We start from the raw sequence: 13,456 nt of genomic DNA, 5'->3' as shown, positions 1-13,456 counted from the left end.
TAAAAAAGGCTTTTGTTTAAAAGCCTTTTTTATTGTTCCTCTTATTATTTTTAATACCTCGATTATTTGGTATATTTACCTCATCATTTGGTGTAATGTTCTGATCTTCATTTTGTTCAGGTGGTATACCATCTGCATCGTTTTGTCCATTGTTGTTTTGATGATCATTGTTTTGATTGTTTGAATTATCTTGATTTTCATTATCTCCTATTTTGCTAAATATTGATTGACTGAGATTTTTCAAGTTATTGATATAGTTTTGTATTATATTGGTATCGAAGGGAGGGGGATTATCCCCCGGATTCCCATTTTCTGAGGAAGGTGATATAGCATTTTTTATATTCTGTTCTAGCTGATTTATCATCTCCTGTAGTCTAGATTTATCCTGCGGGCTTATCTTGTCACCCTTCTCTTTCATTTCAGACTTTACTTTTTCTATCAGCTCTTGAGCTTGTTTGATTAGGGAGTTATTTTTATTTTCATTATCCTTCCATGCTTTATTATGGATGGGACAAAAATATTGTGCATCTTGCTCATTTTCGTAACTCAACATATCCGAATTAATCATATCCCTAAATGCACCAGGGATATATTTTTGAAGTTGCTCATCGGATAATTGTCTATATGGTGAATCTTTAGGTAGTACAATTACCGGTTTGCTTACTATATTTTCTTCTGGACAATAAGGAGTAGGAAGTTTTCCAGAAACGCTACATACAGTTAAGTTTTTATGCCAGTTACAAACTTCTTTTGGTACTGCATCTTTAGGGAAATATTCGGTTACCAGATGATCTTTGCATAAATCCCCATTTGGCAACATACCGGATATGCCACATACTGTTACCTTTACAACGTCATCGGGAACACTGTCATAAAAGGGTTTACTTTCCAGCCCTTCATGTATAGGCTCCATAATAGCTCGCCACAAAGGGGCAGCATAGACACTACCGCTAGATCCTTTTCGGAATGACGGTCTAAAATCATCATGCCCAATCCATACTGATGCCGTATAATATGGAGTAAAACCTGCAAAATATACACCGCGATAGCTATCATTTGTACCTGTTTTACCAGCTATATGCATAGGAAATTTAAAACGCGCTCGTGTACCAGTACCATGCTGGACAGCATCTTCCATCCAATCGGTTAGTATAAAGGCTGTGCTTTCTTTAAATACCACTCTTTTAATCTGTGATGAGGTATTTAAGATTTCATTATCATCCTTATCCAGCACCCGTGTGAATGATATTGGTTCTTGGTATACACCATTATTGGCAATAGAAGCATATGCAGCTACTACTTCTACCATATTATTCCCATGCGTACCAAGAGCTAATGCTGCAGGGGAAGGATCATCTGGATAGCCTGGTATGTCATTTGAATCTATTCCCATTTCCACGAGTTTATTAGCAGAATATTGAGGGCCCAAACGGTTTGGTTCAGCTACTATTTTTCCTGCCACTATGTTAAGGGATTTTCTGATTCCAGTTCTAACATCGGTGGGTCCTGTATAGCCTCCGCCTTCGTAGTTGTCTGGATACCCCCTTTTACTGTTCCAACCATCAATTTTTATAGGAATGTTTTCGAATATAATGCCTCCCGGATAGCCGGCCTCAATGAAAGGTCCGTATACTGCCAAAGGTTTTATGGATGAACCAAGGGGTAGCTTGGACATAAATGCCCTGTTTAATTCTCGCCTACCGACAGGAGGTTGTTTGCCCCCCACTATAGCGCGTAATTCACCTGTATGTTGATCAATCACAACTGCTGCAATCTGCGGCTGTGGTACGCCCTGGCTACTTACATTATCTTTGGCATTTGCAAATTTAGGTAAATTTTCATAGTTATATACTGCATCTTCAACTTTTTTTTGCATTTCAGCGTCTACAGTTGTATATATCTTTAGTCCGCCTGCATATATCATTTTTTCAGCTTTTTTACGTCCTTCATCGCCCTTCCAGCCATTTTGAATCATAAGTTTATCCCTAACGTCATATATTGCATATTCTATAAAATATGGCATAGAATACATACCTCTATTTTCAGATTTTTCCTTTATCGCCAATTGGGAATTATCAAGGCTGGTATTATTTTCATCGAATTTTGCCTTGTTGTATTCTTCTTCTGATATACGCCCATTTTGGTACATGCGCTTAAGGACTGTATTCGCTCTTTTATATGTCCATTCAGGCTTAGCACGGCCACCCTTTTCAACAGGAGTTAAATTTCTCCTTGGATCATATTTAGATGGATTTTGTGTAAGTCCTGCAAGTACTGCACATTCTCGTAAGGTTAAATCTTTAAGCTCTTTGCCGAAATAATCCTTTGCTGCTGCTTTTACTCCATAATTAGATTGACCAAGGGGAATTATATTTAGGTAAGCCTCAAGTATCTGATCCTTGGAATATTTTTTTTCAAGTTGTAAGGCTAAATATGCCTCCTGAATCTTTCTTTTGTATGTTCTTTCAGGTGTTAGCATACTGAGCTTTATAAGTTGCTGAGTAATAGTACTCCCGCCTTGTATGGACTCGTTTTTGAGGTTATTGATAAAGGCACCTGCAAGGCGTTTATAGTCTAGACCATGATGCTTATAAAACCTGACGTCTTCAGTGGATATAACTGCATCTTTAAGAGCGTCTGGAATTTCATTTAATGGAGCCCATACCCTATTTTCAAAACCAAAATATTCAGTTATAAGTTTGCCATCCTTATCATAGATAAATGATGTTTGACTTTGATTTTCTATCCTAGATATATCAAGTTCGGGTGTAGAATCCAAGTATGCCTTTCCTACACCAAGGGCAGCGCCGAATCCTGCAAAGAATATGAGCACTATAAGAATCAAAAACATTTTTAGCGTAGTTACCAATACAGCCAAAGGGAAACTAGATTGCTTCTTAGGCTGTTTTTTAGGCTCTTTTTTTTGCCTACTCATTTCATACCTCCATTAAAAAATACAACTATTAGATTTAAGTTGTTATTATTATAGCATATTAACTTTCATTGTAGAATTAATATATTATTAAAAATTTATTAAGTTATATGGTATTTAACACTATTCTTCCTTTATTACATATAATCCGATAGCCCATGTATAATTTTATACTCTTTTATTGAAAGCTTTTATATATTATAGCATATAAATTATAATGGGGAAGTGATAAATATGGCAAGAAGAATAAGAAAAGCTAAAAAAGGTATGGTGCCGATAATTATTACATTAATAATATTAGCTGGTATAGGCATATTTATATTTATAGATAGGGGAATAAAGAATACCCTTATAGCCATGTCGGAGGCAAAGGTAAGATATATAGCAACTCAAGCTATGAATAATTCAGTAGAGAAGATCCTAGGATCAGATATTAATTATACTGATCTTGTAAATGTATTGACTGATAAAGAAGGAAATATTGCAATGATACAGGCAAATACTGTTAAGATGAATTTACTTGGCGCTCAAGCATCCAGTTATGCTCAGCAGGAGATAACAACCCTGGGGGATGATGGTATAGATATACCACTAGGTACGGTCTTTGGAAGCAATCTTCTTGCAGGTATGGGACCGAATATAAAAGTAAAGATAATACCCATGGGATCCGTATCAAGCGATTTTGCTACTGAATTTGAAAATGCCGGTATAAATCAGACAAGACACAAGATATATCTGGACATGAAAACCCAGGTAAAGGTAGTGGTGCCATTATCAAGCGAGGTAGTGTATGTATCTACCAGGGTACCTATCACTGAAACTATAATAGTTGGAAATGTGCCGGATTATTATGTTAATATAGATGACAAGGAAAAGGTGTTAAACTTAGTTCCCAAGGCTGATTAATTAAAAACACTACACTTTACATAGGTAAAAAGATATGATATTATATAAAAGATTTATCAGAATGGGAGGTAAAAATCTGTATGTCAGGACATTCAAAATGGGCAAATATAAAACGTAAAAAGGAAAAGACCGATGCCCAAAGGGGAAAAATATTTACAAAATTAGGTCGTGAGATAGCAGTTGCAGTTAAGGAAGGCGGGAGCGACCCTGAGACAAATTCACGATTAAAAGATGTTATTGCCAAGGCAAAGGCTGCTAATATGCCAAATGATAATATAATGAAGAGCATAAAAAAAGCTTCAGGAGAATTGGATTCTGTAAATTATGAAGAAGTAATATACGAGGGTTATGGTCCCGAAGGAGTTGCTATTATAATAGAAGCACTTACCGATAATAGAAATCGTACAGCAAGCGAAGTACGCCACCTTTTCGATAGAAGTGGTGGAAGTTTAGGAGCTACTGGATGTGTCGCGTGGATGTTTGACCGCAAAGGCCTTATAGTTATAGAGCGAACGGATGATATCGATGAAGATGAGCTTATGATGTTGTCTATTGATGCAGGTGCAGAGGATATAAAGGAAGAAGAGGATGCCCTTGAAATCATTACAGATCCTAGCAATTTTTCATCTGTACGTAACCAATTAGAAGAATCAGGCTATACATTTATTTCTGCAGCAGTTGAGATGATACCTCAGAATTATGTAAAGCTAGATGAACAAAAATCAGAAAAAGTCCTATCTCTTGTTGAAAACCTTGAAGATAATGATGATGTACAAAATATCTACCATAACTTAGAGGTGGATGAGTAAAAATAAATTTTATGTTGTGGCTGACCAGCCACTTTTTTTGTGGTATAATTTAGTTAGGAGGGGATGGATATGAAGGTAATAAAACGGGACGGAAGAACGCAAGATTTTGAAATTGATAAGATAAAACTTACACTAGAGAGGGTTTCAGATGAAATTAACATGCCCTTCACTCACGGAGATGTAGAGAGGGTAGCCCATGCAATAGAGCGTTCAATAAATAATATTGGTACTGATACCATAACCTCATCTAAAATACACGAAATAGTAATAGGAGAACTAAATACACTTGGTTTTATCGAGATTGCAAAGGCATATGATGGATATAAGAAGAGTTTTAAAGGTTAATGTGGGTTGGTGGTAAAATATATGAAAAAACAAAAGCTGGCCAAGTTTATAAGTGTGTTAACTGTAGTTCCCATAATGGCGGGAGCTACAGTTACGTGGGTTTATTTTATGAACAGGGATTTATTTGTGAATCCCTATTGGTATCTTGTATGCATTGGTTTTTTAGTCATTATTCCAATACTTGCCTATCCTCTTAAAAATTTAATTCCTTCTATAAAAAAATTGGGTAGGAAGGGCGAACGTAAACTGGCATTTATAATGGGAGTTTTAGGGTATGTACTAGGGACTATAGTGTGCTATGTCTATGATGCACCCCAAATAGTAAAAAAAATTTTTCTTTCATACTTAGTTTCGGGACTAACCCTTTCTTTTTTTAATCTGGTACTAAAGATAAAGGCAAGTGGTCATGCATGTGGGGTATCTGGTCCTTTGACGATTATATTATATTATATAGGCGGTTATGCATGGTGGGCAATAATAGTTATTCCAATGGTATTTTGGGCCAGGATAAATCTAAAAAGACATACCTATAAAGAACTTTTTCTAGGTACTACAGTAGGGGCACTATCCACTGCATTTGTATTGTTTAATCTCTAACAGAGTGTATAAATAACAAAAAGGTGGAAATACTATAACCCAAATTATTTTTATATGGAGGGATTATGGTGTTTCTCAACAAAAAGGTAAGTATATTAGTTGCTATAGTCATAGTTGCACTTACAGTGTCAGGATATTTATATGGCTATAACAGGGGTTTTTCTGCAGGTAGGAGGCCTGATAATATAGAAAATAATGCTATACTGAATGCCACAGATTCTACTGCCAGCAATCAATCGCCAAAGACCGTTTCCTTAAATGCAAAAATACATTTCAAACGATTATATAATTATTGTTTGCACACAACAACTCAGACGGTTGTTGCACCAAAAGAAATTGTTGGACTTACTAAAGAAGAACTTGCAAAAAACTATAGTGATTGGATTGTTACGGACTTTTCCAAGAATGATATTACTCTCGAAAAGGAGATAGATAGCTATTGTCCCCTTCATTATATGGTGAGGGATGAAGAAGGATATGTTGCTATATATAAATATAATGAAGAAAATGATCAGCTTGATATAATAAAGCAAACCAATATAAAGACGGAGTTTCTCCCTGATGATACAAAGATGCATATACTGAATGGCATAGGATTGGAGAGCTTGGAGGAAGTAGAGGCAATGCTTGAAAGTCTGGATAGTTAGATAAGATGTACTGGGGGTATTTTCAATATGGAAAGTTTGATAGTCAAAGGCGAACAGGCAAAAAGAGGGAGCAGGGTATTAGGAAATCTATCCTCAAATGTTAAGGATAATGCCATTAAAGCGATGGCTAATGCCCTTTTAGGAGATATGAATCATGTGTTAGAGGCCAATAAAAAAGATGTTGAAATGGCTAAACAAAAGGGAAGAGCAGAAGCTTTGGTAGACAGGTTGCAATTGAATGAGGAACGGCTAAATGATATGGCTGAAGGGCTAAGACAAATAGTAAGCCTTCCTGATCCCATAGGAGAGGTAGTATCAATGTGGAAACGTCCTAATGGCCTTATGATAGGGCAAAGAAGGGTACCATTAGGCGTAATAGGTATTATATATGAGGCACGGCCAAATGTAACGGCCGATGCTGTAGGATTATGTATAAAATCAGGTAATGCTGTTATATTAAAGGGAGGCTCTGAAGCCATCAATTCTAATAAAGCAATTATAGATGTTTTGACAAGGGCGGCCTATGATAATGGTATCCCCCGTGGGAGCATACAGCTCATAGAAGATACGGATAGAGAAACTACAAAAAAATTTATGCGTTTAAATGATTACATTGATGCTCTCATACCAAGGGGGGGTGCTGGACTTATAAAAACGGTAGTTGAAGAATCTACTATCCCTGTGATACAGACCGGAGTAGGAAATTGTCATATATACGTTCATAGTGCTGCTAGTTTTGATATGGCCAGCGACATAATAGTAAATGCAAAGGCTCAAAGGCCTGGGGTATGTAATGCTGCTGAAAAGTTGCTGGTAGATAGGGATGTGGCTAATATATTTTTGCCCCAAATAGTAGATCGTCTAAAGCATGAAGGGGTAAGAATCAAAGGCTGCGCAAAGACAATGGAAATAGTTCCTCAAGTAGAACCGGCTAATGAAGAGGATTGGTATACCGAATATTTGGATTATATAATGTCCATAAAGGTAGTAGATGATATATATGATGCCGTTGAACATATAAATAAATATGGTACCGGGCATTCTGAGGCCATTGTCACAAACGACTATTCTGCTGCCAATTATTTTTTGGATATGGTAGATGCTGCAGCGGTATATGTAAACGCCTCCACCAGATTTACCGATGGATTCCAGTTTGGATTTGGTGCCGAAATAGGTATAAGCACCCAAAAACTCCACGCAAGGGGGCCTATGGGACTTAAAGAGCTTACTACTACTAAGTATGTCATATATGGTAATGGACAGATAAGACAATAAAAAACAGAGGACTTCTCAGATGAGGAGTTCCTCTGCTTTTTCTATCCATTTATAACCTCTTTTAATTGATTCTTCAACAGTAACAGGGGCAGGACCTCCAGGCAATTTCCTTTCATTTACACATTTATCAAGTGATAAGGTATCTAGTATATCTTCATCAAACATAGGAGAGAAGCTCTTAAACTCATCCTTTGACAACTCATTTAATGTCTTGTTTTGGTCCATGGCATATAATACTAAATGGCCTATAACTTTATGTGCATCTCTAAATGGTAGTCCCTTTTTAACAAGATAATCTGCTGCATCGGTGGCATTTATATATCCTTTAGCAGCTTGGTTAAGCATATTTTGTGTGTTAAAAGTTGTTGTTGTTATCATACAATTAAATATGTCAATGCAGTTTTTAACCGTATCCACAGTATCGAATAGGGCCTCTTTATCTTCTTGCATATCCTTATTATAGGCTAGCGGCAAGCCCTTCATGATGGTTAGCATAGCTATTAGGTTGCCATATACTCTACCTGTCTTGCCCCTTATAAGTTCTAATACATCAGGATTTTTCTTTTGGGGCATTATGCTGCTTCCGGTGCTATAGCCATCATCCAATTCTATAAACCCAAACTCATCTGTAGACCATAGGATGAGTTCTTCAGAGAATCTGCTAAGGTGCATCATTATAATTGAGCAGCATGATAGAAGCTCTATGACAAAATCCCTGTCGCTTACTGCATCTAGACTATTTGAAGAGATCTCCTTAAAACCTAGTTTATTAGCTACCATATATCTGTCAAGGGGATATGTAGTGGTGGCTAGGGCCCCAGAACCAAGGGGAAGTACATCTACCCTTGAAATGGAGTCATTTAGCCTTTCTATATCCCGTTTAAACATTTCAAAGTATGCAAGGATATGATGGGATAGTGTAATGGGCTGAGCCTTTTGCATATGTGTATAGCCAGGCATTATTGAATTTTTATTCCCATTTGCAATGGAGAGTAGGTTTTTTTCCAAATCTATTAGCAAGTAGATTATTTCCTTTGTTTGATCCTTTACATACATTCTTGTGTCTAATGCAACTTGATCATTACGACTTCTACCAGTATGTAGTTTTTTCCCCACATCTCCTATGCGCTCTATAAGCAGACTTTCTATATTGCTGTGTATGTCTTCTGCTTGACTGTCAAATTGTATTTTCCCATCTTCTATATCATTCAATATCCCCATGAGCCCATCGCATATAGATATACTATCCTGCTGGGATATGATATGTTGTTTAGCCAACATATGTACATGGGCGATACTCCCATATATATCCTGCTTATATAGTTTATAATCGAAATTTATTGAAGAATTAAATTGGTTTACTTTATCAACGGTTTCTTTTTGAAAACGTCCTCCCCATAATTTCATATATATCAGTCCTTTTGTATATTTTGTTTCATCATTGCATTTACTTTAAGGGGTAATCCAAATAGGTTTATAAATCCTTCGGCATCCTTTTGATTATACAGTTCATCTTCTCCAAAGGTAGCCAGCTCCTCGCTATATAGGGAATAGGGAGATTTAATTCCTGCAGGTATTATATTGCCTTTGTATAATTTTAATCGAACTGTACCGGTTACAGTTTGCTGGGTGCTGTCTATAAATGCAGATATCGCATCTCTTAAGGGTGTATACCATTTACCGTCATATAGCAGTTCAGCAAATTTTAGAGATATATATTTCTTAAAATGGAATGTGTCCTTATCCAGTGTTATGCTCTCTAAACAATCATGGGCATTATATAATATTGTGCCTCCAGGCGTCTCATATACACCTCTAGATTTTATGCCTACGAGTCTATTTTCTACCATGTCAGATATGCCTATGCCGTGTTTTGCACCTATTTGGTTCAATTTTTCTATGATAGATATACCATCATAGGCTATACCGTTTAATTTGGTAGGTATGCCCTTTTCAAACTCTATTTCTACATATTCAGATTTGTCAGGTGCTTTTGCAGGAGGAGTACATATGAGACATATGTGTTCTTTGGGTTCATTCCATGGATCTTCAAGATCTCCCCCTTCATGGCTTAGGTGCCACAAATTCCTATCCATGCTATAGGGATGTTTTTTGGTTACAGGTATGGAAATTCCCCTTGCTTCTGCATAATCAATTGCATCATCTCTAGATTTTATATCCCATATACGCCAGGGAGCAATTATTTTTATATTAGGATTTAGTGCCTTGATTGTTAGTTCAAATCTCACCTGGTCATTGCCCTTTCCGGTAGCACCATGGCAAATTGCAACAGCATTTTCCTTCTCTGCAATTTCTACTAGACGCTTTGCTATTATTGGGCGGGCTAGGGAAGTGCCTAATAGATATTTACCTTCATATACAGCTCCCGCCTTCAAGGCAGGAAATATGAAGTCTTCAACGAATTCCTTTTTCAAATCTTCTATATATATCTTGCTGGCCCCACTTTTTATAGCCTTTTCCTTTAATGGTTCCAGCTCATCCCCTTGCCCCACATCACCAACCACTGCTATTACATCTACATCATAGTTTTCCTTTAGCCAGGGAATTATAATGGATGTATCCAATCCTCCAGAATAGGCTAATACTACTTTTTCTTTTTTAGACATATAAAAAACCTCCATAACTGATGATACACATAATTATACAACTAAATGAATAAATATGCAACAATATATAATAAAAATTTTTAATCTATAAATAATAACTACAATGATTTAATGGTATAAATAGATTTTTGTATTATTTATTTTCATATTATGAATTAAAAAAAGGCAGGGAAAAAGGTTGTGAAGATATGGAAGATACTGTACAATACAAATGTCTGTATGAATGAATATTGATAAAAATAATCGGAGGTAATTTTAGATGCCTAAAAACATTGAACTTTTAGCTCCCGCAGGGAGCTTTGATGCACTTGTTGCAGCGGTACAAAATGGAGCAGATGCTGTTTATATAGGTGGAAATAAATTCAACGCAAGACAATATGCAAATAATTTTGACGAGCAGTCTATGATAAAGGCTATAGACTATGCACATCTATATGGAGTAAAGGTATATATAACATTGAATACATTGATAAAAACTAAGGAGTTAGATAAGTTAAGGGGATATATTGAATTTCTCTATGCTAATCATATAGACGGGATTATTATACAGGACCTAGGGGTTGCCCATATAATTTCCCGCGATTTCCCAGGGTTGCCTATGCATGGAAGCACCCAAATGACGGTACACAATATTGAAGGGGTGCAAATGCTCCAAAATTTAGGATTTAAAAGGGTGGTACTTTCAAGAGAACTTACATTAGATGAAATAAGTTATATATCAGACCATAGCGATATAGAACTTGAGATATTTATACATGGTGCTTTATGCATATGCTATTCAGGCCAGTGTTTAATGAGCAGCGTGATAGGCGGGAGGAGTGGTAATCGAGGTATGTGTGCACAACCTTGTAGGTTGCCATATGGACTTATAGAATATAATAAAGAAAAAAAGCTAAAAACAGAGGGCTATTTGATGAGTCCAAAGGATCTATGTAGCTATGATTTTTTTAGTGACGTTATAAAGTCTGGAGTTACTTCGCTAAAAATTGAAGGGCGGATGAAAAGACCTGAATATGTAGCTGTAGTTACTAGGGAGTATAGAAAAATGCTTGATAGTGATTATTCTAGTAAGGGTAAAGAAGAACTTATGCAGATTTTTAACAGAGGCGGTTTCAGCAACGGATATTATTTCGGTACAAAAAACCGAGATATGATATGCAATCAAAAACCAAATAACTGGGGTCTATACTTAGGAGATGTGGAAAATCAAAAAAAAGACTGGATAGATATTTGTCTCAAGAATACTATCCAAATAGGTGATGGTATAGAATTTTGGATAGATGATGGGAAAAATTGTGGTCAAACAGTATCGTGTATACGAGTAGAAGACCGAGATGTAAATATAGCCCAAGCTGGCCAAAAAGTCAGCATAGAAACGAAAAAACGCCTTAAAAGGGGCGTAAAGATATGGAGGACGTCTTCCATATCCCAGTTAAGTTTTGCTAAGGAAAGTTTTAAGAATCACTATGGTAGGAAAATACCTATTTCTATGACAGGTAGATTTAAAATAGGTGAGAGGGCAACACTGTTTATAACGGATGATAAGCATATTACAGGTATAGGTAAGAGCAGCCAATACGTTGAGATTGCTAAAAAAAGGCCTGTTACCATGGATGACATAGTAGCGCAGCTTTCAAAGCTTGGAGATACGCCATTTGAGCTTATGGATATTGATATTGATGCGGATAAAAATATTTTTATGCCCATATCGGAAATAAACAAATTAAGGCGCATGGCTACTGATGAACTTATAAAAAAACGGATAATAAGTGCTACGCCTATTTACTGCAATGATAATAATGATGGGAATAAGCAAAATACAATTGGTGAAAAAGGGATGGAAAAAAAGCCCAATCTTTTCCTTTATACAGATGAACTTATAGATGATAAAAATATCTTAGAACTAGTAGACGGTATAGTGCTTTGCCCCAATAATTGGAGATTTGACTTTGGATACTTAAAAGAGATATTAAATCTTTATAAGGCGCAAGGTATCGTAACAAGGCTAATGCTGCCAAGGATTACTAGAATGGAAGATATAAATTTTCTAAATAATCTTGATGTGGATATATGGTCCATGTTTGATCAATATGGTGCAGGTAATATTGGTATGATAGAATTTTTGCAGCATAGGGGAATAAATAACATTATTGTTGATTTTTCATTGAATGTTTTTAATAATTACTCGATAAGGCTGCTCGAGGATATGGGGATAAAAGGTGTAGTATTGTCTCCAGAATTAAATATAAATGAGATTCGTGATATAACTAGTATTGCACAAATGCCTTGTGAAATTATAACGTTTGGTCGCATACCCCTTATGATTACAGAACATTGCCCAGTAGGTAATGATAAAAAGGATTGTAAGACTTGCTCATTAAAGCAAGGGGATTTTAGACTTATAGATAGAAAAAATGCTGAGTTTCCCCTAAGGAGGACAGGCATCTATAGATGCTATACAGAGATACTAAATAGTAAAATACTATTTGTTGCTGATAAAACGAAGGATATGCTAAGGACAGAGGTGGATATATACGGTATATATGGGTTTGAAATGGATAAGGAGGATGTGGCTAATATTTTGAGATTGCATAGGTTTATGCTAGATAATCCTAAAGCTGAAATACCAGATGATATGAAGGGTATTGTATCTAGAATACAGGAAGCAGGTTTTACCAGGGGACATTTTTTCAGAGGGGTGGAGTAGAGGTAAATTTAAAGTATAAGATTTATTTTATTGACATATGGGGATAAAAGACATAATATTTATTATAGCACTATAGCAAATATTTGATGATGAAGGTGAATTTCATATTATATGATTATATTGGGAATAGACCCTGGTATGGCTATATTGGGGTATGGAGTGGTAGAGGTAGAAAACCATCAAATGCAGGTAATAGATTTTGGCACAGTAACTACTCCAGCAGGTATGGAGATGCAAAACAGGTTGGTAAATATATATGATGGCGTTGTTGAGCTTATAGATAGGTTCAAGCCTGATGCAATAGCGGTAGAGGAACTTTTTTTTAATAAAAATGTTAAGACTGCCTTAGCAATAGGACATGCTAGGGGGGTAGCAGTATTGGCCGGCGCCAAAAAGGGAATACCACTTTTTGAATATACACCATTGCAGGTAAAACAGGCAGTAGTAGGCTATGGCCGAGCGGATAAAAATCAGGTACAGCAGATGGTCAAGATGATATTAGGGTTAAGGTGCATTCCAAAACCTGACGATGCGGCTGATGCCTTGGCGATATGCGTTTGCCATGCCCATTCATATGGCACCCAGGAAAAACTTATAAGGGAATAGGAGAT

Annotated in this window: 11 protein-coding genes; 8 read left to right on the top strand and 3 right to left on the bottom strand. The window is 36.3% G+C overall.

Translation table 11 applies throughout. The annotated features are described in order from the left end of the window. Positions 1-16 precede the first annotated feature (16 nt). Positions 17-2,935, bottom strand: coding sequence for a transglycosylase domain-containing protein (locus EJN67_RS03885; RefSeq protein WP_129722671.1), 2,919 nt, complete (start codon positions 2,933-2,935; stop codon positions 17-19). Positions 2,936-3,166: 231 nt separating this feature from the next. Here EJN67_RS03885 and yunB point away from each other — a divergent pair, with 231 nt between their 5' ends. The 6 genes from yunB (at position 3,167) to EJN67_RS03855 (ending at position 7,511) form a co-directional block, all read left to right on the top strand. Continuing rightward, positions 3,167-3,838, top strand: coding sequence for a sporulation protein YunB (gene yunB / locus EJN67_RS03880; RefSeq protein WP_129722666.1), 672 nt, complete (start codon positions 3,167-3,169; stop codon positions 3,836-3,838). Between the two features lie 80 nt (positions 3,839-3,918). Next, positions 3,919-4,647, top strand: coding sequence for a YebC/PmpR family DNA-binding transcriptional regulator (locus EJN67_RS03875; protein WP_129722663.1), 729 nt, complete (start codon positions 3,919-3,921; stop codon positions 4,645-4,647). A gap of 69 nt (positions 4,648-4,716) precedes the next feature. Then, the gene (locus EJN67_RS03870) at positions 4,717-4,992 is read left to right on the top strand and encodes an ATP cone domain-containing protein (RefSeq protein WP_165000716.1); all 276 of its coding nucleotides are present in this window, start codon (positions 4,717-4,719) and stop codon (positions 4,990-4,992) included. A 21-nt stretch (positions 4,993-5,013) separates the two neighbouring features. Further along, positions 5,014-5,589 carry a hypothetical protein gene (locus EJN67_RS03865; RefSeq protein ID WP_129722658.1) on the top strand — a complete coding sequence of 192 codons (576 nt, stop codon included), beginning with the start codon at positions 5,014-5,016 and terminating at the stop codon, positions 5,587-5,589. Positions 5,590-5,657: 68 nt separating this feature from the next. Beyond that, the gene (locus EJN67_RS03860) at positions 5,658-6,236 is read left to right on the top strand and encodes a hypothetical protein (protein ID WP_129722655.1); all 579 of its coding nucleotides are present in this window, start codon (positions 5,658-5,660) and stop codon (positions 6,234-6,236) included. Between the two features lie 27 nt (positions 6,237-6,263). Then, entirely contained in the window at positions 6,264-7,511 is a 1,248-nt protein-coding gene (locus tag EJN67_RS03855) for a glutamate-5-semialdehyde dehydrogenase (RefSeq protein ID WP_129722653.1), read from the top strand. Positions 7,512-7,526: 15 nt separating this feature from the next. Here EJN67_RS03855 and argH read toward each other — a convergent pair whose 3' ends face one another. Together argH and EJN67_RS03845 are read right to left on the bottom strand one after the other, a co-directional pair. Then, entirely contained in the window at positions 7,527-8,918 is a 1,392-nt protein-coding gene (gene argH / locus EJN67_RS03850; protein WP_129722650.1) for an argininosuccinate lyase, read from the bottom strand. Positions 8,919-8,923: 5 nt separating this feature from the next. Continuing rightward, complete coding sequence (locus EJN67_RS03845; protein WP_129722647.1) at positions 8,924-10,138, bottom strand: argininosuccinate synthase; 1,215 nt, start codon at positions 10,136-10,138, stop codon at positions 8,924-8,926. 259 nt (positions 10,139-10,397) lie between these two features. On the opposite strand from EJN67_RS03845, the gene EJN67_RS03840 reads away from it, so the two are divergent. Together EJN67_RS03840 and ruvC are read left to right on the top strand one after the other, a co-directional pair. Further along, positions 10,398-12,845, top strand: a complete 2,448-nt coding sequence (locus EJN67_RS03840; protein WP_129722643.1) for a U32 family peptidase — start codon at positions 10,398-10,400, stop codon at positions 12,843-12,845. Between the two features lie 111 nt (positions 12,846-12,956). Continuing rightward, complete coding sequence (gene ruvC / locus EJN67_RS03835; RefSeq protein ID WP_129722639.1) at positions 12,957-13,451, top strand: crossover junction endodeoxyribonuclease RuvC; 495 nt, start codon at positions 12,957-12,959, stop codon at positions 13,449-13,451. Positions 13,452-13,456 lie beyond the last annotated feature (5 nt).

It is taken from the genome of Xylanivirga thermophila, assembly GCF_004138105.1.
GTDB lineage: Bacteria > Bacillota > Clostridia > Caldicoprobacterales > Xylanivirgaceae > Xylanivirga > Xylanivirga thermophila.
The sequence above is the reverse complement of the archived record's forward strand: the minus strand, read 5'-3'. Positions and strand labels throughout refer to the sequence as shown.